Annotated in this window: 24 protein-coding genes; 19 read left to right on the top strand and 5 right to left on the bottom strand. The window is 63.2% G+C overall.

Annotated features, from left to right (window positions below):
- Positions 1 to 128: 128 nt before the first annotated feature.
- The 12 genes from AAG821_RS00605 to AAG821_RS00550 all read left to right on the top strand — a co-directional run bounded on the left by AAG821_RS00605 (position 129) and on the right by AAG821_RS00550 (position 13,199).
- Positions 129 to 749 carry a response regulator transcription factor gene (locus AAG821_RS00605; protein ID WP_341909029.1) on the top strand — a complete coding sequence of 207 codons (621 nt, stop codon included), beginning with the start codon at positions 129 to 131 and terminating at the stop codon, positions 747 to 749.
- Positions 750 to 868: 119 nt separating this feature from the next.
- Positions 869 to 1,234: a response regulator gene (locus AAG821_RS00600; RefSeq protein WP_341909031.1), complete on the top strand. Its 366-nt coding sequence runs from the start codon at positions 869 to 871 to the stop codon at positions 1,232 to 1,234.
- A 52-nt stretch (positions 1,235 to 1,286) separates the two neighbouring features.
- Positions 1,287 to 2,867: an ATP-binding protein gene (locus AAG821_RS00595; protein WP_341909033.1), complete on the top strand. Its 1,581-nt coding sequence runs from the start codon at positions 1,287 to 1,289 to the stop codon at positions 2,865 to 2,867.
- Positions 2,868 to 3,166: 299 nt separating this feature from the next.
- Complete coding sequence (locus AAG821_RS00590; protein ID WP_341909241.1) at positions 3,167 to 3,994, top strand: alpha/beta hydrolase; 828 nt, start codon at positions 3,167 to 3,169, stop codon at positions 3,992 to 3,994.
- Between the two features lie 148 nt (positions 3,995 to 4,142).
- The gene (locus AAG821_RS00585; protein ID WP_341909035.1) at positions 4,143 to 5,075 is read left to right on the top strand and encodes a dihydrodipicolinate synthase family protein; all 933 of its coding nucleotides are present in this window, start codon (positions 4,143 to 4,145) and stop codon (positions 5,073 to 5,075) included.
- Positions 5,076 to 5,197: 122 nt separating this feature from the next.
- Positions 5,198 to 5,878 carry a hypothetical protein gene (locus tag AAG821_RS00580; protein ID WP_341909037.1) on the top strand — a complete coding sequence of 227 codons (681 nt, stop codon included), beginning with the start codon at positions 5,198 to 5,200 and terminating at the stop codon, positions 5,876 to 5,878.
- 155 nt (positions 5,879 to 6,033) lie between these two features.
- Positions 6,034 to 7,671 carry an ABC transporter substrate-binding protein gene (locus AAG821_RS00575; RefSeq protein WP_341909039.1) on the top strand — a complete coding sequence of 546 codons (1,638 nt, stop codon included), beginning with the start codon at positions 6,034 to 6,036 and terminating at the stop codon, positions 7,669 to 7,671.
- 72 nt (positions 7,672 to 7,743) lie between these two features.
- On the top strand, positions 7,744 to 8,799 hold the full coding sequence (locus AAG821_RS00570) for an ABC transporter ATP-binding protein (RefSeq protein ID WP_341909041.1): 1,056 nt from the start codon (positions 7,744 to 7,746) through the stop codon (positions 8,797 to 8,799).
- The gene (locus AAG821_RS00565; RefSeq protein WP_341909044.1) at positions 8,796 to 9,800 is read left to right on the top strand and encodes an oligopeptide/dipeptide ABC transporter ATP-binding protein; all 1,005 of its coding nucleotides are present in this window, start codon (positions 8,796 to 8,798) and stop codon (positions 9,798 to 9,800) included. The genes AAG821_RS00570 and AAG821_RS00565 overlap by 4 nt, the downstream gene beginning before the upstream one ends.
- 9 nt (positions 9,801 to 9,809) lie before the next feature.
- Positions 9,810 to 10,739, top strand: coding sequence for an ABC transporter permease (locus tag AAG821_RS00560; RefSeq protein ID WP_341909046.1), 930 nt, complete (start codon positions 9,810 to 9,812; stop codon positions 10,737 to 10,739).
- Positions 10,740 to 10,749: 10 nt separating this feature from the next.
- Complete coding sequence (locus AAG821_RS00555; protein ID WP_341909048.1) at positions 10,750 to 11,643, top strand: ABC transporter permease; 894 nt, start codon at positions 10,750 to 10,752, stop codon at positions 11,641 to 11,643.
- A gap of 20 nt (positions 11,644 to 11,663) precedes the next feature.
- Positions 11,664 to 13,199, top strand: coding sequence for an alkaline phosphatase family protein (locus AAG821_RS00550; protein WP_341909049.1), 1,536 nt, complete (start codon positions 11,664 to 11,666; stop codon positions 13,197 to 13,199).
- Between the two features lie 3 nt (positions 13,200 to 13,202).
- Here AAG821_RS00550 and AAG821_RS00545 read toward each other — a convergent pair whose 3' ends face one another.
- Positions 13,203 to 14,096, bottom strand: a complete 894-nt coding sequence (locus AAG821_RS00545) for a LysR family transcriptional regulator (RefSeq protein ID WP_341909051.1) — start codon at positions 14,094 to 14,096, stop codon at positions 13,203 to 13,205.
- Positions 14,097 to 14,206: 110 nt separating this feature from the next.
- Between AAG821_RS00545 and AAG821_RS00540 the strand changes: the two genes are divergently transcribed.
- Positions 14,207 to 16,351 (top strand): malate synthase G, encoded by a 2,145-nt coding sequence (locus AAG821_RS00540; protein ID WP_341909052.1) that lies wholly within the window; start codon positions 14,207 to 14,209, stop codon positions 16,349 to 16,351.
- Here AAG821_RS00540 and AAG821_RS00535 read toward each other — a convergent pair.
- Positions 16,348 to 16,803 carry a MaoC family dehydratase gene (locus AAG821_RS00535; protein WP_341909054.1) on the bottom strand — a complete coding sequence of 152 codons (456 nt, stop codon included), beginning with the start codon at positions 16,801 to 16,803 and terminating at the stop codon, positions 16,348 to 16,350. The genes AAG821_RS00540 and AAG821_RS00535 overlap by 4 nt on opposite strands.
- 168 nt (positions 16,804 to 16,971) lie before the next feature.
- Between AAG821_RS00535 and pyrC the strand changes: the two genes are divergently transcribed.
- Positions 16,972 to 18,030 (top strand): dihydroorotase, encoded by a 1,059-nt coding sequence (gene pyrC / locus AAG821_RS00530; protein WP_341909055.1) that lies wholly within the window; start codon positions 16,972 to 16,974, stop codon positions 18,028 to 18,030.
- A 3-nt stretch (positions 18,031 to 18,033) separates the two neighbouring features.
- On the opposite strand, the gene AAG821_RS00525 is transcribed toward pyrC, so the two are convergent.
- Positions 18,034 to 18,645: a PilZ domain-containing protein gene (locus tag AAG821_RS00525; protein ID WP_341909057.1), complete on the bottom strand. Its 612-nt coding sequence runs from the start codon at positions 18,643 to 18,645 to the stop codon at positions 18,034 to 18,036.
- Between the two features lie 169 nt (positions 18,646 to 18,814).
- Here AAG821_RS00525 and AAG821_RS00520 point away from each other — a divergent pair, with 169 nt between their 5' ends.
- From AAG821_RS00520 to AAG821_RS00505, 4 genes are all read left to right on the top strand, one after another.
- Positions 18,815 to 20,083: a pentapeptide repeat-containing protein gene (locus AAG821_RS00520; protein ID WP_341909058.1), complete on the top strand. Its 1,269-nt coding sequence runs from the start codon at positions 18,815 to 18,817 to the stop codon at positions 20,081 to 20,083.
- A gap of 108 nt (positions 20,084 to 20,191) precedes the next feature.
- On the top strand, positions 20,192 to 21,421 hold the full coding sequence (locus AAG821_RS00515; protein WP_341909059.1) for a pentapeptide repeat-containing protein: 1,230 nt from the start codon (positions 20,192 to 20,194) through the stop codon (positions 21,419 to 21,421).
- Between the two features lie 168 nt (positions 21,422 to 21,589).
- Positions 21,590 to 22,813, top strand: coding sequence for a pentapeptide repeat-containing protein (locus AAG821_RS00510; protein ID WP_341909061.1), 1,224 nt, complete (start codon positions 21,590 to 21,592; stop codon positions 22,811 to 22,813).
- A 136-nt stretch (positions 22,814 to 22,949) separates the two neighbouring features.
- Positions 22,950 to 24,221 carry a pentapeptide repeat-containing protein gene (locus tag AAG821_RS00505; RefSeq protein WP_341909062.1) on the top strand — a complete coding sequence of 424 codons (1,272 nt, stop codon included), beginning with the start codon at positions 22,950 to 22,952 and terminating at the stop codon, positions 24,219 to 24,221.
- A gap of 292 nt (positions 24,222 to 24,513) precedes the next feature.
- Here AAG821_RS00505 and AAG821_RS00500 read toward each other — a convergent pair whose 3' ends face one another.
- A complete protein-coding gene (locus tag AAG821_RS00500; RefSeq protein ID WP_341909064.1) occupies positions 24,514 to 24,777 on the bottom strand; it encodes a hypothetical protein in 264 nt (87 codons plus the stop codon).
- 252 nt (positions 24,778 to 25,029) lie between these two features.
- On the opposite strand from AAG821_RS00500, the gene AAG821_RS00495 reads away from it, so the two are divergent.
- Entirely contained in the window at positions 25,030 to 25,389 is a 360-nt protein-coding gene (locus AAG821_RS00495; protein WP_341909066.1) for a hypothetical protein, read from the top strand.
- 16 nt (positions 25,390 to 25,405) lie between these two features.
- Here the strand turns inward: AAG821_RS00495 and AAG821_RS00490 are convergent, their stop codons facing one another.
- A complete protein-coding gene (locus tag AAG821_RS00490; protein WP_341909068.1) occupies positions 25,406 to 25,912 on the bottom strand; it encodes a PAS domain-containing protein in 507 nt (168 codons plus the stop codon).

The raw sequence follows: 25,912 nt of genomic DNA, 5'->3' as shown, positions 1-25,912 counted from the left end.
AAGTGGGTATTGGGATACTGCCGGTGCCCGCCCTTCATCGGGCTTGAAATCGGGCGCTAAAAAATCTAAGCCGTTTGCTGTTAGTGCGCTGGCGTCAGGGATTGCGTAGCGGGGATGGAGTCCTGGACATGGCCGAGACTGCAATAGTCCATATCATCGAAGACGATGCATCGCTGCGCGATGCACTGGACAGTCTTTTCCGCTCGGTCGGCATGCAGACCCGCAGCTACGGGACGGTGCAGGAATTCCTGGATGGCAAGCAGCATGCCGGGGCGCCGGGTTGCCTGGTGCTGGATGTGCGCCTGCCGGGCATGAGCGGCCTCGATTTCCAGGCCCAGCTGGCCGAGCATCAGGTGCTGCTGCCGGTGGTGATGATGACCGGGCATGGCGATATCCCGATGACGGTGCAGGCGATGAAGGCCGGCGCGGTGGATTTCCTCACCAAGCCCTTCCGTGACCAGGACATGCTGGACGCGGTGACGACGGCCATCGAGAGAGACCGCCAGCGCCGCAGCCAGGGCCGTACCACCCTGATCCTGCAGGAGCGCTTTGCCGCCTTGAGCCCGCGCGAACAGCAGGTGATGGCACTGGTCACCGCCGGCAAGATGAACAAACAGGTCGCCGGTGATCTCAAGCTCAGCGAGATCACGGTGAAAATCCATCGCGGCGCTGCCATGCGCAAGATGGGCGCGCAGAGCCTGGCCGATCTGGTCCGCATGGCAGAGGCATTGAATTTGCGGCCGAATTGAACCACTTACGCGGTCATACCAGAGTATAATTCCAGCCCCGGCCGGACATCCTATAGTCACCGGCAGAGTTTCATCAGGTGCCGGGCAGATCGCAGGCATGCTCAGGGTCAGGATGCCGCGTGGACGACCGCCTCATTTCGATTATCGATGACGACGAATCGCTGCGGCTGGCGCTGGTCAGCCTGGTGCGTTCGCTGGGTTATCGCGCCAGCGGCTTCGCTTCGGCCGAGGACTTCCTGAACTCTGGCGACATTGACGCTTCCTCCTGCCTGATCACCGATATCCAGATGCCGGGCCTCAGCGGGATCGAACTGAAGCATCTGCTGGTCGAGCGCCACTCTCCTCTGCCGGTGATCATGATCACCGGTCGTGCCGATCCTGCGCTGCGCGACAAGGCACTGGCCAGCGGCGCCATCTGCCTGCTGAAAAAACCGTTCGAGGCTGCGGCGCTGCTCGACTGCATCGAACGCGCCCTGGCGGCCTGACACGGCATGGGACATGGTCCGCAGGCGGCAACTTTGCTAGACTGCGGCTGTGATGACTGAAGCCTTTGCCGACAGCGCCGATCTGCTCGACCTTGTGCAGGAGAGTATTTTTGTGCGCGATCTCGAGGGCCGCATCCTCTACTGGAACAAGGCGTCCGAGGCGCTCTACGGTTTCCATCGTGCGGCGGCGCTGGGCCAGGATGTCGCCACGCTGCTGCACACCCGCTATGGCGTTCCGCTGGAAAGCATCACGGCGCAGTTGCACGATACCGGCCGCTGGGAGGGCGAGATCACCCGTCGCACGGTCAGCGGCGACGAGCGGCAGGTTTTCGCGCGCTGGTCGCTGCGCCCGTCGAGCACCGGCGGCCCGGCCACCATTGTCGAATCCGGCCATGACATCACCGGTCGCAAGCAGGCCGAGCAGGCCCTTGGTAACAGCGAATATCGCTACCGCAACCTGTTCCAGGCCATGGCGGCTTCGTTCTGGGAACTCGACTTCTCTGCCGTCGGCCAGATGACGCGCAAATTGCGTGAGGCCGGTATCACCGATCTGCGCCGCCATTTCAGCGAGAATCCGGATATCGTGCGCGAGATGATACGCCAGACCCGCGTGGTCGACGTCAACGACCAGTCATTGGCGCTGTTCGGCGGCGGCGACAAGGCGGCGTTGCTGCAAAGCATTGAGCCGTTCTGGCCGGATGCCAGCAGCATGGTCTATGCCGAAAGCGTGGTGGCCGCCCTGTCGCGCAAACCGAACTATGCTGCCGAAACCCGGCTGCGCCGGCTGGATGGCCATGAATTCGATGTGCTGTTCACCGCCTGCTTCCCACCGGAATCGCTGGCGCGCGGCACGCTGCTGGTCGGCGTGATCGATATCAGCGCACGGGTGCGGGCACAGGCTGCACTGCAGAAGCTGCAGGCCGATTTCGCCCATGCCGCGCGCGTTTCCATGCTGGGCGAGCTGACCGCCTCGCTGGCGCATGAGGTGAACCAGCCGCTCGCTGCCATTGCCACCAATGGCGAAGCCTCCCTGCGCTGGCTGGGGCGGCCCGAGCCCAATCTGGACGAGGTGAATCTGCTGGCGCGCCGCATGGTGGCCGATGCGCGGCGTGCCGCTGATATCATCAGCCGCATCCGCAGCATGGCTTCGCGCCAGGTACAGGAAAAATCCGCGCTGCCCGTCAAGGCGGTGATCGAAGAGGCACTGTTGTTCTTGCGCCATGAAATGCAGGGGCAGGGGGTGATGGTGTCGCTTGATCTGGCCAGCGATCTGCCGCCGACACTGGGGGATCGCACCCAGCTGCAGCAGGTCGTGGTCAATCTGCTGCTCAATGCCATGCAGGCCATGGCGCAGACTGGTGCGGCGCGCCGCATGATTGCCGTGACCAGTCGGTTGTCAGCGCCCGATACCATGCAGGTCACAGTCGAAGACAGCGGCCCGGGCATTGCCGATGCCCATCGCGCGCAGCTATTCGACAGTTTCTTCACCACCAAGGATGCCGGCATGGGCATGGGCCTGGCCATCTGCCGCTCGATTATCGAAGGCCATGGCGGCCAGATCTGGGTCGATGCTGCTGCGGCCGATGGTGGTGCACGCTTCAGCTTCACGCTGCCGGTCGTATCGCAAGGCTGAGCGAGTCACACGGCTGTCATCTGCAGCTACCGTCCTATACCAAAATATGAATCGACACTCCCTGTGTCTGATGGCCTGGCGGAATTCTGTCGGGCACAGTCTCGGTCATCGCACAGACTTGTTAACCACCACCTCGACATGGGATTATCGCAATGACGCACCAGACAACGAATCATGGCCTAGCCGCCTCCCGCCGCGACATCCTGATCGGTGTCGCCAGTGCCGTCGCAGTCGCCAGCCTCCCGGCTGTCGGCTTTGCCACAACACCCCAGACCACCACACAAAAAGGAATGACCACCATGAGCAGCTATGTAACGACCAAGGACGGCGTGCAGATTTACTACAAGGATTGGGGCAAGGGGCAGCCGGTGGTGTTCAGCCATGGCTGGCCGCTCAGCGCCGACAGCTGGGAATCGCAGATGTTCCATGTCGCCAGCAATGGCTATCGCGCCATCGGCCATGACCGTCGCGGCCACGGCCGCTCGACCCAGACCTGGGATGGCAACGAGATGAACACCTATGCCGATGACCTGGCGGCGGTGTTCGAGGCTCTGGACCTCAAGAATGCTATCCTGATCGGCTTCTCCACCGGCGGCGGCGAGGTTGCGCGCTATATCGGCCGTCATGGCACCAAGCGTCTGGCCAAGGCGGCCCTGATCAGTGCCGTTCCGCCGCTGATGCTCAAGACCGCGGCCAATCCCGGCGGCCTGCCGATCGAGGTGTTCGACGGCATCCGCGCCGGCTCGGTCAAGGATCGCTCGCAGCTCTACAAGGATATTGCCAGCGGCCCGTTCTTCGGCTTCAACCGGCCGGGCGCCAAGGCCAGCCAGGGCATGATCGACAGCTTCTGGCTGCAGGGCATGATGGCTGGTCACAAGAGCACCTATGACTGCATCAAGGCCTTCTCGGAAACCGATTTCACCGAAGACCTGAAGAAGTTCGATATCCCCACCCTGGTGCTGCATGGCGATGACGACCAGATCGTGCCGATCGCGGCTGCTGCACTGGCAGCGTCCAAACTGATCAAGACTGCCACGCTGAAGGTCTATCCGGGGGCGCCGCATGGCCTGACCGATACCCACAAGGACCAGCTCAACAAGGATCTGCTCGACTTCATCAAGGCCTGACCTTTCCCCCGGGACATCCTCCCCAGATGTCCGACCTGGCGCCGCCATGCGTGATCATGGCGGCGCCTTTTTATTTCCATCGGCGCGGTACGGATGGCAGGATGGTGCCAACGCGGCAGACACCAGCCGCGACACGGGAGAAAACCACATGCGTCTCGATCATACCGCGGCCGGCGTCTATCCGATTGCACCCACGGCCTTCCATCCCGATGGCCGTATCGACGAGGCCTCGACCGACCGGCTGATCGAGACCTATCTGGCGGCCGGCGCCACCGGCGTCACCGTGCTCGGCATCATGGGCGAGGCGCCCAAGTTGGAGCCGGAAGAATCGCTCGCCATTGCCACGCGTTTCATCAGGGGTATGAAAAACCTGCCGGTGATTGTCGGCGTTTCGGCCCCGGGCTTTGCCGCCATGCGTTCGCTGGCGCGCGCCAGCATGGAGCGCGGTGCTGCCGGCGTGATGATCGCGCCGATCCCCTCTTTGCGCACCGATGACCAGATCACCGGCTATTATCGCCAGGCCATCGAGGCCATCGGCGATGACATTCCCTTCGTGATCCAGGATTATCCGCTCACGCTGTCGGTGCAGATGACGCCCAAGGTGATCCGCCAGATCGTGCAGGATCATCCCTCCTGCGTGATGCTGAAGCATGAAGATTGGCCGGGGCTGGAAAAGATCACCGCCCTGCGCGGCTTCCAGGCCGATGGTTCCATGCGCGAGATTTCGATTCTCACCGGCAATGGCGGCCTGTTTCTCGACTTCGAGATGGAGCGCGGCGCCGATGGCGCGATGACCGGCTATGCCTTCCCGGAAATGCTGGTCGATGTCGTGCGCTTCCAGAAGGCGGGTAACCGCGATGCGGCGCATGACCTGTTCGATGCCCATCTGCCGCTGCTGCGCTACGAACAGCAGCAGGGGGTGGGTCTCGCCGTGCGCAAATACACGATGATGAAGCGCGGCATCCTTGCCAGCGATGCCCAGCGCAAGCCGGGGCCGGCGCTGGGGCCGAAGGCGCGGGCCGAGGTGGACTACATGCTGGCCCGTCTGGCCAGGATCGATGCCCGGGCAAAAGCAGCCTGAATGCCGGATTTGGCGGATTTCCAAGATATAATGCGAAAATGAGATAGGAATAAGAACATATGGCGCCATAGACGGATCAGAAGTAGAACATATGCAGTTCTGATCCTTCAGGAGCCCGCCCGATGTTCCGTTCTGCCCAGCTTCAGTCCGCCCAGCTTCAGTCCGTTCAGTCGCGTTCCGCCTCCTATATCGCCCCGTCGCGTTTCGGCGCCGGCCTGCTGCGGCAGTTCGGCCGTTTCAGCCAGGGGCTGACGCTGGGTGTTCCGCAGATCGACATCCTCGAAGAATTTGCCCGCGGCGCGCTGCATGACATCGTTGGCGATGCGGCAACCGTCAGCGGTTTCCTCGCCGCCCTGCTCGGGCGCGACCGCCGGCAGGCGCAGATTCTCTGGGTCACCGCCGGGGCCGGCCTGCATGCGCCGGCATTGGCGCAGCTCGGCCTCGATCATCGTCGCCTCACGGTGGTCACCACGCCGCGCGCCGGTGATCGCTGCTGGGCTGCCGAAGAAGGCCTGGATGCGCTTGGCTATGGTGCGGTGGTGGCGGAAATCGGCGATGCTGATTTTCATGTCACCCAGCGCCTGCAGGATGCGGCCGAGAAACGCGGCGCCACGGCTTTTCTGGTGCGGCAGAATCGCCAGCCTTCCGCGGCTGCCGCGCGCTGGTCGGTACAGGCGGCGGCCAGCGACGGTTTCCGGCCGTGCTGGCGCCTGACGCTGGAATGCCGGCACGGTGTCGAAACCGATCGCTCCTGGCTGGTCGAATGGGATCAGGCCGGCGGTAGTTTTCGTCTGGTGCGCTGATCTCATCGGTTGAGTTCAACTCAACCTCTTGAGCAGAGGTTGAGTGGATGCGCTGAAGCGCGGCAAGCTTCATCGACGGGTCATGGCGGCGTCACCGATCGGTCATCGCCATTTCCTAGCCTCCGGGTCTCAGATTCGACCTCGGAGGGGAAGTCATGCAGATCCATCGCCGCCATTTTCTCGTCGGTTCCGGCCTTGCTGCCGGCAGTTTCGCCTTGCCGCGCTTCGCGATCGGCCAGTCCGACAATCGCCCCAGCATCACCATCGCCGTACAGCAGATTTCCAATTCGGCATCTCTGGAACCGCTGCGCGAACAGTCCAATGTCGGCGCCCGCTCGCTCTCTTTCATCTATGAGGGGTTGATTGGCCGCAATCTGCTGAGCGAACTGGAAGCCGTGCCGGCGCTGGCGGAAAGCTGGAAGCGCGTCGATGGCCGCACGGTCGAGCTTACCCTCCGCAAGGGCGTGAAGTTCCACAATGGCGACGAGATGACGGCCGAGGACGTGGTGTTCACCTTCGGCAAGGAACGGATGTTCGGCCCGGAATACGACATCACCAGCAACAAGACGCTGTTTGCCAATGTGATGGTGCGCGACAGCGTACGCGGCAAGGAACTGCCGCCGGAAGTGCCTGCCGTGGCCAAGCGCTCCTGGCCGGCGCTGGAAAAGATCGAGATCGTCGACAAATACACCGTGCGCTTTGTCAACCGCACACCGGATGTCACCATGGAGGGCCGCATCGCCCGGTATGGCAGCGAGATCATCTCGCGCCGCGGGTTCGAAGAGGCCAAGAGCTGGATCGACTGGTCGGTCAAGCCGGTGTCCACCGGTCCCTACAAGGTGCGCGACTACAAGCCGGACCAGGAGCTGGTGCTGGAAGCGCATGATGAATACTGGGGCGGCCGCCCGCCGCTGAAGACCGTGCGCATCATGGTGGTGCCGGAAGTGGCCTCGCGCATCAACGGCCTGCTGTCGGGCCAGTTCGATTTCGCCTGCGACATGCCGCCGGACCAGATCGCCGGTATCGAGAAGAATGCCAAGTTCGAGGTGAAGGGCGGCCTGATCGACAACCATCGCCTCACGGTCTTCGACAAGCATCATCCGCAGCTGCGCGATGCGCGCGTGCGTCAGGCCTTCACCCATGCCATCGACCGCCAGGCCATCGTCGACAGCCTGTGGGCTGGCCGCACCCGCATCCCGGCCGGCCTGCAGTGGGAATTCTACGGCCCGATGTTCGTCGAGGGCTGGACAGTGCCGGAATACAACCCGCAGAAGGCGCGCGAGCTGCTCAAGGCCGCCGGCTACAAGGGTGATCCGATCCCCTACCGCCTGATCAACAACTATTACACCAACCAGAATGCCACCGCGCAGATTCTGGTCGAGATGTGGCGTCAGGCCGGTCTGAACGTGCAGATCGAGATGAAGGAAAACTGGCAGCAGATTTTTGAAAACAACGGTACCCGGGCCGTGCGCGACTGGTCGAACAGCGCGCCCTTCACCGATCCGATTTCATCCATCGTCAACCAGCACGGACCCCAGGGCCAGCAGCAGCAGGTCAAGGAATGGTCCAATAACGAGATGAACACGCTCTCGGACCAAATGGCTGTCGAGACCGACATGGCCAAGCGCAAGGGCATGTTCAAGCGCATGCTGGAAATCTGCGAACGCGAAGACCCGGCCTATACGGTGCTGCACCAGAACGCCACCTTCACCGCCAAGCGCAAGGACATCCAGTGGAAGGCCTCGCCCTCCTTTGCGATGGAATTCCGCAGCAAGAACTTCAAGATCGGCTGAGCCTGACCATGCGGCGGCGGGATAAACCCGCCGCCGTTTTCCTTTCCGGCCCCAGGAACAAGGAATATCGGCATGGACCCGTTCGTGGAGATCCGCAACCTCACGGTTGATTTCGCCCAAGGCGACCGCAGCATCCGCGCCCTGCACGGCATCGATCTCAGTGTCGGCCGCGGCGAGGCGCTCGGCCTGGTCGGCGAATCCGGCTCAGGCAAAAGCGTCACCTGGCTGGCGGCGCTCGGCCTGCTGCCGGGCAAGGCGCGCATTGCCGGCAGCGTGATGCTGGATGGTCAGCAGCTGCTGCATGCGCCGCGCCGCGTGCTGGACGGAATCCGCGGCCGCAAGGTAGCGATGATCTTCCAGGATCCGTCCTCGTCGCTGAATCCGGTACTGCGCATCGGCCGCCAGATCACCGAGGCGCTCGGCCTGCATCGCGGCCTGAAAGGCGCCGTAGCCACCGCCGAGGCCAGGCGGCTGCTCGATCGTGTCGGCATCGCCAATGCACCGCGCCGGCTGAACGACTATTCGCATGAACTGTCTGGCGGCATGAACCAGCGCGCGATGATCGCCATGGCGCTGGCCGGCGAACCCGACCTGCTGATCGCCGACGAGCCGACCACGGCGCTGGATGCGACGGTACAGGCACAAATTCTCACTCTGCTGCAGGATATCCGTCGCGACAGCGGCATGAGCATGGTGCTGATCAGTCACGATCTCGGCGTGGTGGCCGAGAATGTCGATCGTGTCTGCGTCATGTATGCCGGCCGTCTGGTCGAGGAGGCGCCATCGGGCCGCGTGTTCGACCGCCCGCGGCATCCTTATACGCGCGGGCTGCTCGCGGCCCTGCCGGTGCTGGAAGGGCCGCGCCGTCGCCTGGTGGCGATTCCGGGCACGGTGCCCGAGCCGTGGAACCTGCCGCGCGGCTGTGCCTTCGCGCCACGCTGTGCCGAAGCCGAGGAGAGCTGTCACCGGACCATGCCACCGCAGGTCTCGATTGATCTGAACGAGCGCGTGCAGTGCTTCCATGCCCGTTATCATGTCGATCCGGTGCACCCGGCACCCGATGCTGTGCCGGCATCGGTGCCACATGTGGCCGCCTCGGGCCATGCCGTTGCGGTGATCGCGCAATGAGCCAACCGCTGCTCGAGGCGCGCGATCTGGCGCGACACTTCACCATTCGCCAGGGCGGTGTCGGCCCGTTTGGTCACAAGGCCCAGCTCAAGGCGGTCGATGGCATTTCACTCCGCGTGATGCCTGGCCGTACGCTTGGCCTGGTGGGCGAGTCCGGTTGCGGCAAGTCCACCACTGGCCGGTTGCTGCTTGGCCTGATGGCCGCCAGTGCCGGCGAAGTGCGGTTCGATGGCGCGCCGCTGGCCAAACCGGGCACGGCCGAATGGCGTGCCCAGCGCCAGGCCATGCAGATGGTTTATCAGGATCCGCTCGGCGCACTGGATCGCCGTTTGCCGGTCGGCCGTCAGATCGGCGAGCCGCTGGAGATTCATCATCCCGGCATGCCTGAAGCCGAGCGCCTCGAGCGCGTGCGTGCCGAGATGGCTGCCGTCGGCCTGCAGCCGCATCATGCCGAACGCTATCCGCATGAACTGTCGGGCGGCCAGCGCCAGCGCGTGGTGCTGGCCCGCGCTCTGATCCTGCAGCCGCGCCTGCTGGTCTGCGACGAGCCGATCTCGGCGCTGGATGTCTCGATCCAGGCCCAGGTGGTCAACCTGCTGCTGGATCTGCAGGAGCAGCTGAATCTGGCCTATGTCTTCATTAGCCACGATCTCAAGGTGGTGCGCCAGATCAGTCATGATGTCGCCGTGATGTATCTCGGCCGCATCGTCGAATACGGCGAGGCGGAAAGCCTGTTCCGCGATCCGCAGCATCCCTATACCCAGGCGCTGCTGGCCGCGATTCCGTCCGTCGTCCGCCACGGCGCGGCGCGGCCGGCACCGATCCAGGGTGATCCGCCCGATCCTGCCAATCCGCCGTCCGGCTGTGCCTTCCGCACACGCTGTCCGCGCGCCACGGCACTCTGTGCCGAAACGGCGCCCGGCCTGCGCATTCTGGCCGACGGCCGCCAGGTCGCCTGCCACGTCGTGGCGCCGGATCATCTCGACCGCGCTGCTGCATAAGGCGGAACCATGCTGTCCTTTGTCGCTTCCCGCATCGCCCGCGCCGCTCTCACCATCGGCTTCGTCGTCACCTTCGCCTTTGTCGTGCTGCGCCTGTCGGGCGATCCCGCCTTGCTCATCATGTCGGTCGATGCGCCACCCGAGGCGATCGAGGCCTTCCGCAAATCCTGGGGTCTGGACCGGCCGATCTGGGAACAGTATCTGGCCTATGCGATCAATGCGCTGAGCGGCGATTTCGGCAATTCGATGCGCGATGGCCGTCCGGCCATCGAGCTGGTGATGGAACGCGTGCCGATGACGCTGGCGATCACCATTCCCGCCTTCATGATCAAGCTGGGCCTGGGGATTCCCGCCGGCATCTTTGCCGCGCTGTATCGCAATTCGGCGCTCGACCGGCTCACCATGATGGTGTCGGTGGCCGGCTTCACGGTGCCCAGCTTTGTGCTGGCGCTGCTGCTGGTACTGGTTTTCTCGGTGCAGCTCGGCTGGCTCCCCTCCAGCGGCAACGATGGTTGGCAGTCCGCCATCCTGCCGATCATCACGCTGGGTGTTTCAGGGGCCGCGATTCTGGCCCGCTTCACCCGCTCGGCGATGCTGGAAGTGCTGGGTCAGCCCTATATCCGCACGGCGTCCGCCAAGGGCGTGCCCTGGCGTCGCGTGGTGGCCGATCATGCCCTGCCCAATGCGGCGATCCCCACCGTCACCATCATCGGTTTCATGGTTGGCAGCCTGATCGCCGGTGCCGTGGTGGTGGAAAGCGTGTTTGCCTGGCCCGGTGTCGGCCGGCTGCTGGTCTCGGCAGTCGCCAACCGTGATCTCGCCGTGGTGCAGGCCATCCTGCTCGCCATCGCGCTCTCCATGGTGGCGGCCAATCTCTGCGTCGACCTCGCCTATGGCTGGCTCGATCCGCGCCTGCGCCGTGGCCGGGCCCAGCATTGAGGGGGATGTTGTGACCGATATTACCGCACCGTTGCCCGCCGAGAATGCCATGCCCGTCCGTGGCGGGCTCAAACGCTTCTTCACCGCATTTCCGCCCGGCGTGCTGCTCGGCCTGTTCTGGATCGCGCTGATGCTGGTGCTGGCTTTGGGCGCCGACCTGCTGACGCCCTACAGCTTCACGGCTTTCGATCTCAAGGCCCGCCTGCAGCCGCCGATCGGCATGGGCGGCGCCCTGAACCATGCGCTCGGCACCGACGAGCTTGGCCGCGATGTGCTGTCGCGCCTGATCATGTCGATCCGCATGAGCCTGCTCATTGCCTTCTTCGGCACGCTGATCGCCGCCACGCTCGGCACCGCGCTGGGCCTGGCAGCGGCCCATTTCCGTGGCCGCATTGAATCGGTGATTCTGGTGCTGATCGATTTCCAGGCCAGCATGCCCTTCATGATCATCGCGCTGTCAGTGCTGGCCTTCTTCGGCAATTCGATCACGCTGTTCGTCGTGCTGATGGGCTTCCACAGCTGGGAACGCTATGCCCGCATATCGCGCGGCCTGGCGCTGGCCGCCAACGAACAGGGCTATGCCTCGGCCGTGCGCCAGCTCGGTGCCGGCTCGGCGCGCATCTATGGCCGCCATGTGCTGCCCAACATCGCCTCCACCCTGATCGTGTCGATGACGCTGACCTTCCCGGAAATCATCCTGCTGGAAAGCGGACTGTCCTTCCTCGGCCTGGGTGTGCAGCCGCCACTCACCTCCTTGGGCAACATGGTCGGCTATGGCCGCGAATACATCACCCGCGCGCCCTGGATCATGCTGGCGCCCAGCGCCGTGATCGTGCTGACCACGCTGTCCATCAGCATGCTGGGCGACTGGCTGCGCGACCGCCTCGATCCCACTCTGCGTTAACCCAACAAAGCGAAGCATCCATGTCCGACAAGGCCCGCAAGAACATCCTGCTCATCGTCGTCGACCAGTGGCGCGGCGATATCCTGTCCCATCTCGGCACGCCCGGCCTGAAGACGCCCAATCTCGACATGCTGTGCCGCGAAGGCGTCACCTTCCGCAATCACTTCACCACCGCGGTGCCCTGCGGTCCGGCCCGTGCCTCGCTGCTCACGGGCCTCTACCAGATGACCCATCGCGCGGTGCAGAACACCATCCCGCTCGATTCCCGTTTCACCAATCTCGGCCATGAACTGCGCCGCAACGGCTACGACCCGGCCCTGATCGGCTATACGACCACGACACCCGATCCGCGCACGACAGGGCCGAACGATCCGCGCTTTTTCGTGCTGGGCGATATCATGGATGGCTTCCGCCCGGTCGGTGCCTTCGAGCCCTACAAGGAGGCCTATTTCGCCTGGATGGCCTCCAAGGGCCATGACCTGCCGGAAAACCCGGAGGATGTCTGGCGTCCGCAGGCCGGCAAGCCCGGCGCCACGCGCGAACCGGGCTCGCTGCCGAAAGAGCTGTCCGATACCGCCTGGTTCACCGAACGCGCGCTCACCTATCTGAACGGCGCCAGCAATCGCAACTGGTTCCTGCATCTGGGCTATTACCGGCCGCATCCGCCCTTCATCGCGCCGGAACCCTATAACAGCATGTACGATCCGGCCGACATGGCGCCGCCGGTGCGCGCGGCCACGGTGGAGGCGGCGGCAGCCAGCCATCCGCTGCACAAGTTCTATATCGACAATGTCAATCAGCGCGGCTTCTTCCAGGGCGCCGATGCGCTGGGCTCGGCGATGACCGAGGAAGAGGTGCGGGTGATGCGCGCCACATACTTTGGCCTGATGACCGAGATCGACGATCATCTCGGCCGCGTCTTCGATTATCTGAAACAGAGCGGCCAGTGGGACGACACGCTGATCATCTTCACCTGCGATCACGGCGAGCAGCTTGGCGACCATTACCTGCTCGGCAAGCTGGCCTATTTCGATGCCAGCTTCCGCATCCCGATGGTGATCCGCAACCCGGATCGCGCCGCCGAATCGACGCGCGGCCAGATCGTGGAGCGCTACACCGAAACCGTCGATACCATGCCTACCATCCTGGACTGGATCGGCGCCGATATTCCGCGCCAGTGCGATGGTCGTTCGCTGCTCGATTTCACTTATGGCGCCGTGCCGGCCAACTGGCGCACCGAAGTGCATTATGAATTCGATTTCCGCGACATCTTCTATTCCAAGCCGGAGGGTGTGCTGGGCACGGCGATGGATGAAAGCTCGCTCGCCGTGGTGCAGGATGACGACTACAAGTACGTGCATTTTGCCGCCTTGCCGCCGCTGTTCTTCGATCTGAAGAAAGACCCGGAGCAGCTCAACAATGTCGCCAATGACCCGGCCTATGCGCCGCAGATCATGCAGTATGCCCAGAAGATGCTGAACTGGCGGCTGGCCCATGCCGACAAGACACTGACCGGCTATCGCGCCAGTCCGCACGGCCTGCAGGTGCGGCGCTAAATCTTACTGCCGGTCCCAGCTCGGTTCGTCGCCATAGATGCTGCGCAGATGATCGATGAAGGCACGCACGCCGGCGGGCACGAAATTGGTCACCGGATGCACGGCGAAAATGCTGACATCGGCGGCGCCGGGATGCTCAGGCAGCACCACCTGAAGCACGCCGCTGCGCAATTCGTTGCCGATATCCCAGGTCGAGCGCAGGGCGATGCCCATCCCGGCAATCGCCAGCTCGCGCACCACCTCGCTGGAATTGGTGCGCACTGCACTTTCGCCCTGCACCAGCACGGTGCCGGTTTTGCTCTGCAGCCGCCAGGGCAACTGTGCGGCGGCGGCCAGAAAACGATGGCGCCGCAGATCCTGCAGCCGCTGCGGCGCGCCATGTTTCTTTAAGTAGTCCGGGCTGGCGCAGAGCACGCGGCGGTTCGGCGCTAGCCGATGCCCGGTCAGGCCGGCCTCAATGGCCGGTGCGATGCGGATGGCGAGATCGATGCGCTCGGCCACCAGATCGACATAGCCGTCCGACAGATCCAGTTCGACTTCCAGCCGCGGCCAGGTGTCGAGGAAGGGTTTCAGATGCGGCGCCACATGCAGCCGGCCGAACGAGGTCGGCGCGGTGAGGCGCAGGCGGCCCGAAGGCGCGCCGGTGACGCCGGTGACGATATTCTCCGCCTCGCGCGAAGCCGCCAGGATTTCCACCACGCGTTCATAAAACCGCTGGCCGGCCTCGGTGGTCGCCAGCTTGCGCGTGGTCCGGTGCAGCAGCCGGGCGCCCAGCCGCTCCTCCAGCGCCGCGATCCGTTTCGACACCATGGCGGGCGACAGGTTCAGCGTGCGGCCGGCCGCCGCCAGGCTGCCGGTCTCGATCACCCGGGCAAACAGCTCGTATTCCCTGTCCATAGGTGATTGTTTCCCATAGAGAACGACTGCGTTCAATTCTTTTCATCTACAGAATGAATGCCGGGTCTGCTAGCCTGCCGGCGCTTTTTAAGAAAACCGCAGGAAACGTCATGACCAAGACCGTCGCCCGGGCCAGCCTCACGGTTGCCGAAGACCTCGCCCGCTTCATCGAGGAGAAGGCCCTGCCGGGCACCGGGCTCGAGGCGGGCGCCTTCTGGTCGGGTGCCGCTGCGATCTTCGCCCGTTTCACGCCCGAGAATCGCAGCCTGCTGGCCAAGCGTGACAGCCTCCAGCAACAGATCGATGCCTGGCATATGCAGCGCAAAGGCCAGGGCTTCGATGCCGCCGCCTATCAGGCTTTCCTGAAGGAGATCGGCTATCTGGTGCCCGAGCCGGCGCCGTTCCAGATCGACAGCACCAAGGTGGATGACGAGATCGCCCGCATGGCTGGGCCGCAGCTGGTCGTGCCGGTGCTGAATGCGCGCTTCCTGCTCAATGCCGCCAATGCACGCTGGGGCAGCCTGTATGATGCCTATTACGGCACCGATGCGATCCCGCATGAGGCGGGCGAGAAGAAGGGCTACGACCCGGCGCGCGGCGCCAAGGTGATCAGCAAGGCCAAGGCCTTCCTCGATGTTGCCGTGCCGCTGGCATCGGGCAGCCATGCGGATGTGACGGACTGGTCAATAAAAGACGGCGCGCTGGTGCCGGCGCTGAAGGACGCTTCCGCCTTTGTCGGCTATCGCGGCGATGCGGCCAATCCCTCGGCCGTGCTGCTGAAGCATAACGGCCTGCATATCGAACTGGTGATTGATCGGGCGCATCCGATCGGCAAGAGCGATCCGGCCGGCCTGGCCGACGTGATCCTGGAGTCGGCGCTCACCACCATTGTCGATCTGGAAGATTCGGTCGCCGCGGTGGATGCCGAGGACAAGGTTGCCGCCTATGCCAACTGGCTCGGCCTGATGCAGGGCGATCTCGAAGCCAGTTTCGAGAAGGGCGGCAAGACCATGACCCGGGCATTGGAGCCCGACCGCACATATACGGCCGCGAAAGGCGGCGACACGCTCACGCTGCCCGGCCGCTCGCTGCTGCTGGTGCGCAATGTCGGCCACCTGATGACCAACCCGGCGATCCATCTGCCCGATGGCCAGGAAGTGCCGGAAGGTATCCTGGATGCCATCGTCACCAGCCTAATCGCGCTGCATGATCTCAAGCGCAAGGGTCGTTTCGTCAACAGCCGTGCCGGCTCGGTCTGCATCGTCAAGCCGAAGATGCATGGCCCGGAAGAGGCGGGCTTCACCGACCGCCTGTTCGACGCGGTGGAAGACCTGCTGGGCCTCGACCGCTATACGATCAAGGTCGGCGTGATGGACGAGGAACGCCGCACCTCGGCCAACCTGGCCGCCTGCATCCATGCCGTGCGGCATCGCATCATCTTCATCAACACCGGTTTCCTCGATCGCACCGGCGACGAGATGCACACCTCGATGCAGGCCGGGCCGATGGTGCGCAAGGCCGAGATGCGCGCCTCCAGCTGGATCAAGGCCTATGAGGAGCGCAACGTCGCCATCGGTCTCGCCTGCGGCCTGTCAGGCAAGGCGCAGATCGGCAAGGGCATGTGGGCGGCACCCGATCGCATGGCCGACATGCTGGAACAGAAAGTGGGGCATCCGAAAACCGGTGCCAACACCGCCTGGGTGCCGAGCCCGACGGCTGCCACGCTGCATGCCACGCATTATCATGTCGTCGATGTGTTCGGCCGCCAGGCCGAGGTGGCGAAACAGCCGTTGCCGCCGCTCGATGCCCTGCTCACAATTCCGCTGGCCACCGGGCAGAATTTCTCCGAGCAGGATGTGAAGGACGAACTCGACAACAACGCACAGGGCATTCTCGGTTATGTCGTGCGCTGGGTCGATCAGGGTGTTGGCTGCTCCAAGGTGCCGGATATCCACGATATCGGCCTGATGGAAGATCGCGCCACGTTACGCATTTCCTCGCAGCATATGGCCAACTGGCTGCTGCATGGCATCTGCACAAAGGAGCAGGCCGAAGCCGCCTTCAAGCGCATGGCCGCCAAGGTGGATGCGCAGAATGCCGGCGACCCGCTCTACAAACCGATGGCGGTCGATCCCGACAACAGCCTGGCATTCCAGGCCGCGCGGGCGCTGGTGTTTGAGGGCATCAGCCAGCCGAACGGCTATACCGAACCGCTGTTGCATGCCTTCCGCCAGAAGGTTAAGGCGCGCGGCTAGGTCGCCACTTTTCGCGGCACCACCATCTTCACGGTGAAGACCTGCACGGCCTCGCCCTTCTGATTGAGCGTCTCGATGCGCATGGTGATCATGCCGCGATCGGGCCGTGATTTCGACGGCGTGATCTCCAGCACTTCGGCTGAAACCTTCAGCACATCGCCCGGCCGCGTCGGCTTCGGCCATGACAGCTCGCCGCTGGCGCCGATGATGCCGCCGGCAATCGGCATGCCGCCATCGGTCACCAGCCGCATGGTCATCGCTGCGGTATGCCAGCCGCTGGCAGCCAGGCCGCCGAACAGGGTGGGCTTCGCTGCGGCATCGTCCAGGTGAAAGGGCTGCGGATCGAATTCGGCGGCAAAGCTCTTGATGCGGGCTTCCTCCACCGTCAGCGAGCCGGTGCTGGTGAAGCGCTGGCCGATGGTCAGATCATCCAGATAAAGCAGGTCGGCCATGGTGTCCTCCGGCGGCATTTTGCCTATATCGACCGGCTGACATAGCTGAGGCAAGCGGGATGACGCCCGGGTGCAGAAATGAAACCGGCCCGCCATACCGTGGGACCCGAGACTGGCCGGAAAAGCGCAAATCGCGTATGCATTGCGGGATCGTAGTCAGAGGCCCCGATGAGCAGCAGCAGTTCCGCCTTGGTGATCCGCCAGCCCGACGACTGGCATGTGCATTTGCGCGATGGCGAGGTGATGGCCGCCGTCCTGCCGCATACCGCAGCCCAGTTCGGCCGTGCCATCGTGATGCCGAACCTGAAGCCACCGGTCACCACCACGGCACTGGCCGAGGCCTATCGCCAGCGCATCCTGGCGGCCCTGCCGGCCGGGTCGCGCTTCCAGCCGCTGATGACGGCCTATCTGACCGACAACACCGACCCGGCCGATATTGCCGACGGTTTCAAGCGCGGTGTCTGGGTCGCAGCCAAGCTCTATCCGGCCGGCGCCACCACCAACTCGCAACACGGGGTCACCGATATCGCGCGCATTCATGGTGTGCTGGCGATGATGGAAAAGATCGGCATGCCGATCCTGCTGCATGGCGAGGTGACCGATCACAGCGTCGATATCTTCGACCGCGAGCGTGTTTTCCTCGAACGCATCCTGGGCAAGCTGCTCAAGGATTTCCCCGGCCTGAAGGTGGTGCTGGAACATATCACCACATCCGAGGCGGCCGATTTCGTGCGTGCGCATGCGCCGCAGCTTGCCGCCACCATCACGCCGCATCACCTGATGATCAATCGCAGTTCGATCTTCGAGGGCGGTGTGCGGCCGCATCTCTACTGCCTGCCGATCGCCAAGCGCGAAACCCATCGGCTGGCGCTGCGCAAGGCGGCGATCTCGGGCGAAGCCTGCTTTTTCCTCGGCACCGATACCGCCCCGCATTTCGTGCATCTGAAGGAAGCTGCCTGTGGTTGTGCCGGCATCTTCAATGCGCCGACCGCCATGCAATGTTATGCGCAGGTTTTCGCCGAGGAAAACGCGCTCGACCGTCTGGAGGCCTTTGCCTCCCTCAACGGTCCGCGCTTCTATGGGCTGCCGGTGAACACGGCACAGATCCGGCTCGAACGCAGGGCTGCAGCGGTGCCCGAGACCGTGGCGGTGGGCAAGGACAGCATCCTGGTGTTTGCCACCGAAGCAGCGCAGCAGTGGTCGGTGGCCGCGGTGATACCGGCTTAAGCCTCAGCGGCGCTTTTTGGCGACGGTTTTCTTTTTTGCCACCGGCTTTTTCTTGGCTGCCGGCTTGGCGGATTTCTTCTTCACGGCCGTTTTCTTTACAGGCTTCTTCGGCGCCGCCGCTTTCTTTGCCGCGGGCTTCTTTTTGGCAGCGGGCTTTTTCTTGGCGGTCGGCTTCGGCGTCGGCGCTGCAACGGGCTTCGGTGCCACCACATGTGGACGGCTGGCATTCAGCATCAGCAGCGCCATGTCATCGACTTCCACCGACAGCCGGCCCAGCGTGGCGCCGCCGGCATGCAGCAGGCAATGCACACCCAGATCGCTCACCGCCTTCACGGTGGCAGGCACGCCTTTCTGCTCGCCGGCCAGCTTCAGCTTGATGCGGGCGCCGACCGGGATATCCATGCGTGGCGCAAACAGGCAGCCTTCCAGCGACAGGTTGGTCACCATGCCGCTCACGGCCGTGTCGTTGTGAATCAGCTGGGCGACGATATGGGTGTCTCGGCGATCGAAACGGCGGCGATTGGCGCCACCTTTATCGTCACTGATCTTTCCGGCTTTGCTCTGCCCCACGGCCTTTTTACCGGCCTTGCCCGTTCGCAATTTGGCGGACGCCATCGACGCATTCCCCTGTTGAATGCAATAACACTAGCGGTTGCTAAAGATTCTGGAAAGCCTGTTTAACATCTTGATTCGCTGACAAAAGCATGGCGGTGTCGAGACGGTTTCTCTACACTGTGTTGTCGAACTGTCACCATTTAGTCCAACTGCAAACCGAAATCTTGCCATGTCCGCGCGGATACCGCCGGAGCCCGTCGTCTGGGCCTTGTCGCGCCATAACGCTTATCTGACCAGCCGGCCCGGCGGTGTACGCCTGCAATGCCGGGGGGATGACTTTTCCGATCTGCGTCTCGATGGTGCAGCCTTCGACGATGCGATCCTGCCTGGCTGCAGCTTTGCCGGCTCGTCGCTGAAAGAGGCGAAGTTCCTGCGCTCCGACCTGTTCGGCAGCGATTTCACCCGCGCTGACCTCACCGGAACCACATTCGACCGTGCCGATCTGCGCGGCGCCAATTTCCTGATGGCGACGCTCAAGAAGACCTCGTTCAAGCAGGCGGATCTGCGGCCCGGCCAGATCATGCAGCATATCAAGGACGAGGACGGCACCGAGCGCGAGAAGCAGCAGGATGTGCCGGTCAACATGTCTGGCGCCAACCTGGAAGAGGCCAATCTCGGCCATGCGCATCTCGACCAGGCGAATATGAGCAATGCCAACGCGATGAATGCCACTTTCGTCGGCGCGTCGCTGTTTGCCGTCAATCTTACTGGTGCCGATCTCACCGGCGCCGACTTTTCCGGTGCCAAGCTCAAGGATACCACCTTTGTTGGTGCGAATCTGGACGGCGCCAAGCTTGCGAACTGCGACCTGCGTGGCGCCAATCTGCGCAGCGTGGATCTGAGCAATGCCGATCTGACCGGCGCGATGATGCAGGGTGCGATCTATCGCGGTGCCAAGCTGCCGGCCGAAATCGAGGAAAAGCTGCTGGCGCACGGCAAGTGGATCGCCTCCAATGGCCTGAGCGGCGAGCGCGCGGTGTTCAGCAACATGAAACTGCCCGGCGTCGATTTCTCCAGCTGCGACCTGCGCGCCGCCGTGTTTCACGACACCAACCTGGCCGGCGCCTATTTCACCAAGAGCCAGTTGCTGTTCACCAGTTTTGTCGGCTCGGATATCCGCAAGGCGAATTTCGATCAGGCCACGCTGGGCGGCGCCAATTTCTCGGGCGCCATCCTGCTTGGCGCCACCTTCCGCGCGGCCCAGCTGGTCGGGGTGGAAATCTTCAACGCGCTGAACCAGCGTACCGGCAAGACGATCTTTCCCCGTTTCGACAATGCCGATCTCACCGGGGCCGATCTGCGCGGCGCGGTGATCGAGGGGGTCGATTTTGCCAGCTCGATCTTCGAGAAAGTGAATATTGCTGGTGCCGAGTTACGGCATTGCACGGGCATGCGCTCCGGGCTGCGGCAGGGTACCAGAGCTAAGCCTCTGGGATAGCTTGTAAAATTTAGATAGTAAGAATTCGTCACAATTACAGTTATGGGTTGCGGACTGGGTTGTGAGACATTAGCGTTTAGTAACTACCCGGTGACCGGGTAATTGCCCATGTTCAACGCTATGGCCGAACGCAACTTACCGCCGCATGAAGTCCAGGTAACCCTCTCCCGCCACGCCGCCTTCCTGGCCGGCCGTCCGGGCGGCACGCGTTTGCAGCAAAGCGGCGTGCATTACGAGAACCTGCAGCTTGATGGCGCCAAGCTCGATGACGCCATCCTATCGCGGGCCGGTTTCGGCAATGCTTCGCTGGCCGGCGCGGAATTCCGCCGGGCCGATCTTTTCTGCGCCGATTTCCAGAATGCCGATCTGACCCGCGTGGTGCTGGATCGTGCCGATCTGCGCGGCGCCAATATGGGCCGCGCCATCCTGCGCAATGCCTCGCTCAGCCAGGTCGATCTGCGCCCCGGCCAGATCATGATCGCCGAGACCAGCGAGAGCAAACAGGTCAATGCCAATCTCGATGGCGCCAAGCTCGACGGTGCCGATTTCAAGAATGCCCAGCTCGATCAGGCCAGCCTGGCCGTGGCTTCGGCCGCCGGGGCCAGTTTCGCCAATGCCAGCCTGTTTGCGGTCAATCTGGCCGGTGCCGACCTTTCGGGCGCCAACCTGACCGGGTCAAAGCTCAAGGACGCCAACCTGATCGGTGCCAATCTGGCTGGCGCCAAGCTGAAAGGCGCCGATCTGCGCGGTGCCAACCTGCGCAACATCGATCTCAGCAAGGTCGATCTCGATGGCGTGTCGATGCAGGGTGCGATCTATCGCAAGGGCGATCAGCTGCCTGAGGATGTCGAGGCGATCCTGAAGTCGCACAGCCTGTGGATTGCCACCAATGGTGCCGAGGGGGTACGCGCGGTGCTGAGCGGCCAGAAACTGGATGGCCTCAACTTTTCCGGCTGCGATCTGCGCGGCGCCGAACTGCACGGCGCCTCGCTGGAAGGTGCGGATTTCACCAACGCACAGATGATGTTTGCCAGTTTCATCGATGCCAACCTGTCCAAGGCGAATTTCGACATGGCCGATCTGGGCGGCACCAATTTCGTGCGCGCCAAGCTGGCGGCAACCCGTTGGCGCGGCGCCCGCGTGGTCGGTGTCGATCTGTACAATGCGCGCAACCAGCGCACCGGCAAGACGATCTACCCGCGCTTTGAGGCGGCCGATCTGACCAGCGCCGACATGCGCGGCGCCACGCTGGAAGGTATCGATTTCGGCGAGGCGAAAATGCCCGGCGTCAACCTGCAGGGTGCCGAACTGCGCGACTGCCTGGGCATCAAGCGCTGATCCGCCTGGCCGGCGTTAACCCTTTCCAGGGTTATCGGCTCTTCACTCCCATCCAACAGGCCCTGCCTGCTAAGGTCGGGTATCAAATACTCTTGCAGCAAGAATGAGTCGGTGCGTTAATCTAGCAAGTTATTAATCTCGGCAGATTTCCAAGCTTTACGAGACAGTATGCCCGAACTTCGTTTTCCACCGCAGCAGCTGACCAATGCCCTGTCCCGGCATGCCGCTTGGGCTGGTGGGCGCAGCGAAGGCGAGCGCCTGCAGCGCCGTGGCGAGGATTTCTCGTTTTTCCGTCTGGATAACGCCAAGCTGAATGATGCCGTGCTGTCGCGCTGTCTGCTCAGCGGCAGCTCGCTGGTCAAGGCGGAACTGCGACGCGCCGATCTGTTTGCGGTTGATTTCATGCGCGCCGATCTGTCGGGCGCCATCCTCGATCGCGCCGATCTGCGCGGCGCCAATATGATGAAGACGGTGCTGCGTGGCGCCTCGCTGAACCAGGCCGATCTGCGGCCGGGCCAGATTATTGTCGATGGCGGCGGCACCAAGTCGCAATCGGCCAATCTTTCGGAAGCCAAGCTGGATGGCGCCGACCTGCGTTCGGCCCAGCTCGACGAGGCTAATATGTCGGTCTCCTCGGCCACCGGCGCCAATTTCGCCAATGCCAGCATGTTTGCGGTCAACCTGGCCGGTGCCGATCTGTCGGGGGCCAATCTCACCTCGGCCCGTCTGCGCGATGTCAACCTGATCGGCGCGCGCCTCGAAGGTGCATTGCTGCAGGGTGCCGATCTGCGCGGCGCCAATCTGCGCAATGTCGATCTCACCAAGGTCAACCTCAAGGGCGTCGACCTCTCGGCTGCCACCTATCGTAAGGCTGCCAACCTGCCGACCGAGATTGAGGTGATTCTGCATGCCCATAGCCGCTGGATCGCCACCGGTGGCGCGGAAGGCTCGCGCGCCATCTTCAGCGGCAAGAAACTGGCCGGCTGCGATTTCTCCAGTTGCGATCTGCGTGGCGCCGAGTTGCATGGCTGTGATCTTAAGGCGGCCGATTTCTCCTCGGCGCAGCTGCTGTTCGCCAGCTTCCTGGGCGCTGATCTCAACAAGGCGAATTTTGACCAGGCCGATCTTGGCGGCGTCAATTTCACCAGCGCGAATATGGCTGAGGCAACCTTTCGCGGTGCCAAGCTGGTGGGCGCGCCATTGTTCAGTGCCAGCCATCAGTCGACCGGTCGTACGCTGTATCCTATCATGATCGATGTCGATCTGACCGGCGCCGACCTGCGCGGTGCCGTGCTGGATCACATCGATCTCAGCAAGGCCAAACTCGGCCGGGCCAATTTCTCCGGTGCCGACCTGCGCGATTGCATCGGCCTCAGTGGAGTCGCTGAGTAGCCGCAGCGTTCTCCTTTGAGCAATCGGGCCTACGCAAACCCATAAATTCTGCGGAATATCCGTTGGCGCTGTAGCCGCGCCCCGCTAAGCTTGCTGTGCATCCCGGACAGAAGGTCCGGGCTGACAGAAGGCCACAATGACCGACCGCCATTTACCGCCGCCCAGCCTGATCAATGCCCTGTCGCGCCATGCCGCCTATCTGGCGCAGCGCCAGGGTGGCGAGCGTATGAAACGACGTGACGAGGATTTTTCCCGGCTGGTGCTGGATGGTGCGCCCCTGGATGATGCGGTTCTGGCGGCCTGCCGCTTCGTCGGGGCCAGCCTGGCCAATGCCGCGTTGCGCCGTGCCGACCTGTTCGCCGCCGATTTCGCCGCCGCCGACCTGAATCACGCCCAGCTCGACCGTGCCGATCTGCGCGGCGCCAACTTCCACAGTGCCAGTCTGCGCGGCGCCTGCCTGCGCCAGGCCGATATGCGTCCAGGCCAGATGCAGATCCAGGACAAGGGCGGGAACCGGCGCCAGGTTACGACGCTTCGTGGCGCCGATCTCGATGGTGCCGATCTGTCGCTCACCCAGCTTGAGGAGGCTGATCTGGCGGTGGCCTCGGCGCGCGGTGCCAGTTTCGCCCGCGCCAATCTCTATGGCGTCAATTTTGCCGGCGCCGATCTTACCGGTGCGGATTTCACCGAAGCCAAAATGAAAGAGTGCAACCTGCTGGGCGCCAGGCTCGATGGCGCCAAGCTGAAGGGGGCGGATCTGCGCGGTGCGAACTTGCGCAATGTCGATCTCAGCACCGTCAATGTCAGTGGCGCCAATCTGATCGGGGCAGCGATGCGCAGCGCCAATGCTGCCATGCATGGCGAGATCGAGGCGATCCTGGCCAGTCATTCGCGCTGGATTGCCACCGGCGGCAGCGAGGGCGAGCGCGCCAACTTTTCCGGTCGCCGGCTGCGCGGTACCGATTTCTCCGGCTGCGACCTGCGCGCCGCGGATTTCACCGATGCGGGTCTTGTCGATGCATATTTCGTCTGCGCTCAGCTCACCTTCACCAACTTCACCCGCTGCGACCTGCAGCGGGTCAATTTCGATGAGGCAGTTTGCGCTGGCACCATCTTCGGCGAAGCCAATCTGGCCGCCGCCACCCTCCGCAATACGCAGCTGATCGGCGCGGAACTCACCACGCCCGATGGCCGACCGACCGGACGCATGTTCTATCCGCAGCTGGCCGGTGCCAATCTGAATGGTGTCGATCTGCGCGGGGCGCGGCTTGAAGGCGTTGATTTCAGCCAGGCGAGATTCACCGATATCCATCTCGGCGGCGCCAGCCTGCAGGACTGCAGAGGCCTACCGCCGCCCGATGCGACCGACAGCAGTGCCGAGCCTAAGGGCAGCTTTTTCCTCGATTGAACCGGCTCATCCGAAAAGAAGCGGGAGCCGGCTATGCAGCCGGCTCCCGCAGCAGCGGCGCAGTGAGAGGAGCTGACTCCGCCGCCGTGGAGCGTCTGCGACCAGCCTATGTCCGGATTTATGATCGGGGAAATTAATACTTCCGGATATTGTAATCGACTGTGCCGATTGTAATCCGCCCCTGCTTTTGGCGGGGGCGGGCAGAAAGCACAAAAATGGCGGCCACTAAACGGGCCGCCCTGTCAGTGGCTCTCTCCGGATACGAAAAGGCCCGCCGGAGCGGGCCTGTCCGTCACATCTCGACCTTGCCCCATGGAATGCTGTGGAGCGGAACGTCTTTCAGCTTGTCGACGAAGGGCTTTGCACCAATGTAGATCGGCGCCAGGCTCACACCCTTCGCAACCAGAACAACTTCATCTTTTTTCAGGCGCTGTTTGAACGCGGCCATCGACCGCTGTGCCATTTCCGGAGTCGCCACCCCGGCTTCCGACACCATGATCAACGTCACCACCTTGCCGTCGATCTGATAATTAACGAACGGGTATTGCTGCCCCATTTTTAGTCTCCCCCGGGATGAACCCCTGCGTGCAGCGTGGTTGAAATTTTATTCCATTATGCGGGAAATACCTAACGATTTGTGACCGTAAGGCGATTACTAAGCCGGCTTGCATTGAAAACTGTGACGCTCGCCGCAGAGTGGCGGCTTTCACACGGACGTGACCTTTGCAATCGTCAGAGCGCGTCATACTTGTTGCCTGCAGTCCTGCAGGTGCTTTGCACTGCAATATGGACGGCATGGAGACTGATCATGTTGAACATCAAAACCCTCGCTTCCCGTCTGGCGCTGGCCGCCGTGCTGGCCACCGGCCTTGCTGCGGCTGCACAGGCCGGCACCATCACGGTCGCGCCCGGTGCAACCGCAAAGCTCGATGTGGGCGACCGCTATGGCTACACCACAATCACCGTGGTCAATAGCAGCAGCAGCGCCGGCAGCCTGCAGCTCCCTGCCGACAGCAGCGCGATTGCCGTGCCGGCCGGTGGCAAGATCGAGCTGTATGATCGCTATGGCCGTGGCGCCAGCGGTGCGGCCTATGTGACCGTCACCAACAGCGGCAGCGTGCCGCTGACGCTGACCAGCCGCTATCAGACCAGCTATCCGGCGCCGTAACGCGCCGGATCGGGTTTCACGCCGTAAAGACCTGCGCCACGATGATCTGTTCGATGCGCGATGCCGTGCCGTCTGTGCTGTCGTTGCCAAGCGGCAGCATCAGCGCTTCGTAGCGCAGCACGCGGTTGTCCTTGACGAAGCTGCGCAGCCGGCGGAACGGACGTCCCGCCATCGCCACTTCGCGATAGGACGCGTTCATCACCGCACGGTATTCCGGCGCCGGCCAGTCATCGACCATGCGGCCGGTCATGTCGAAACCGAACCATTCGACAAAGCTGGTGCCGAACACGCGGTAGCGGAAGCGCGGCGGCGCCGTAACATCTGCCTCATGCACGACATCGAGCAGCGCAATGCTGCCGAGCAGGGACTTGAGATCGAGCGGATCGATATCGGCGCGCGAAGGCCAGCGTCGCGTGCCGCGCTTGTCGAGCCAGTAGCGATGGAAGTCGCGCAGGCTTGGCTGTTCAAGATCCTCCGCGCGATCAGAGCCCGCGATAATCCGGCCACCGGTAAAGTGATTCAT

Source organism: Ferrovibrio terrae (assembly GCF_943372915.1).
Lineage (GTDB): Bacteria > Pseudomonadota > Alphaproteobacteria > Ferrovibrionales > Ferrovibrionaceae > Ferrovibrio > Ferrovibrio terrae_A.
This window is presented reverse-complemented; position numbering and strand designations above follow the sequence as displayed.

What these genes read in the sequence shown, in the direction of transcription:
- AAG821_RS00505 (WP_341909062.1), top strand. Translation starts at nt 22,950, where the DNA reads ATGACCGACCGCCATTTACCGCCGCCCAGCCTGATCAATGCCCTGTCG.
- AAG821_RS00520 (WP_341909058.1), top strand. Translation starts at nt 18,815, where the DNA reads ATGTCCGCGCGGATACCGCCGGAGCCCGTCGTCTGGGCCTTGTCGCGC.
- AAG821_RS00545 (WP_341909051.1), bottom strand. Translation starts at nt 14,096, where the DNA reads ATGGACAGGGAATACGAGCTGTTTGCCCGGGTGATCGAGACCGGCAGC.
- AAG821_RS00590 (WP_341909241.1), top strand. Translation starts at nt 3,167, where the DNA reads ATGAGCAGCTATGTAACGACCAAGGACGGCGTGCAGATTTACTACAAG.
- AAG821_RS00565 (WP_341909044.1), top strand. Translation starts at nt 8,796, where the DNA reads ATGAGCCAACCGCTGCTCGAGGCGCGCGATCTGGCGCGACACTTCACC.
- AAG821_RS00585 (WP_341909035.1), top strand. Translation starts at nt 4,143, where the DNA reads ATGCGTCTCGATCATACCGCGGCCGGCGTCTATCCGATTGCACCCACG.
- AAG821_RS00515 (WP_341909059.1), top strand. Translation starts at nt 20,192, where the DNA reads ATGTTCAACGCTATGGCCGAACGCAACTTACCGCCGCATGAAGTCCAG.
- AAG821_RS00495 (WP_341909066.1), top strand. Translation starts at nt 25,030, where the DNA reads ATGTTGAACATCAAAACCCTCGCTTCCCGTCTGGCGCTGGCCGCCGTG.
- pyrC (WP_341909055.1), top strand. Translation starts at nt 16,972, where the DNA reads ATGAGCAGCAGCAGTTCCGCCTTGGTGATCCGCCAGCCCGACGACTGG.
- AAG821_RS00525 (WP_341909057.1), bottom strand. Translation starts at nt 18,645, where the DNA reads ATGGCGTCCGCCAAATTGCGAACGGGCAAGGCCGGTAAAAAGGCCGTG.
- AAG821_RS00550 (WP_341909049.1), top strand. Translation starts at nt 11,664, where the DNA reads ATGTCCGACAAGGCCCGCAAGAACATCCTGCTCATCGTCGTCGACCAG.
- AAG821_RS00535 (WP_341909054.1), bottom strand. Translation starts at nt 16,803, where the DNA reads ATGGCCGACCTGCTTTATCTGGATGATCTGACCATCGGCCAGCGCTTC.
- AAG821_RS00575 (WP_341909039.1), top strand. Translation starts at nt 6,034, where the DNA reads ATGCAGATCCATCGCCGCCATTTTCTCGTCGGTTCCGGCCTTGCTGCC.
- AAG821_RS00595 (WP_341909033.1), top strand. Translation starts at nt 1,287, where the DNA reads ATGACTGAAGCCTTTGCCGACAGCGCCGATCTGCTCGACCTTGTGCAG.
- AAG821_RS00510 (WP_341909061.1), top strand. Translation starts at nt 21,590, where the DNA reads ATGCCCGAACTTCGTTTTCCACCGCAGCAGCTGACCAATGCCCTGTCC.
- AAG821_RS00580 (WP_341909037.1), top strand. Translation starts at nt 5,198, where the DNA reads ATGTTCCGTTCTGCCCAGCTTCAGTCCGCCCAGCTTCAGTCCGTTCAG.
- AAG821_RS00490 (WP_341909068.1), bottom strand. Translation starts at nt 25,912, where the DNA reads ATGAATCACTTTACCGGTGGCCGGATTATCGCGGGCTCTGATCGCGCG.
- AAG821_RS00570 (WP_341909041.1), top strand. Translation starts at nt 7,744, where the DNA reads ATGGACCCGTTCGTGGAGATCCGCAACCTCACGGTTGATTTCGCCCAA.
- AAG821_RS00500 (WP_341909064.1), bottom strand. Translation starts at nt 24,777, where the DNA reads ATGGGGCAGCAATACCCGTTCGTTAATTATCAGATCGACGGCAAGGTG.
- AAG821_RS00540 (WP_341909052.1), top strand. Translation starts at nt 14,207, where the DNA reads ATGACCAAGACCGTCGCCCGGGCCAGCCTCACGGTTGCCGAAGACCTC.
- AAG821_RS00605 (WP_341909029.1), top strand. Translation starts at nt 129, where the DNA reads ATGGCCGAGACTGCAATAGTCCATATCATCGAAGACGATGCATCGCTG.
- AAG821_RS00560 (WP_341909046.1), top strand. Translation starts at nt 9,810, where the DNA reads ATGCTGTCCTTTGTCGCTTCCCGCATCGCCCGCGCCGCTCTCACCATC.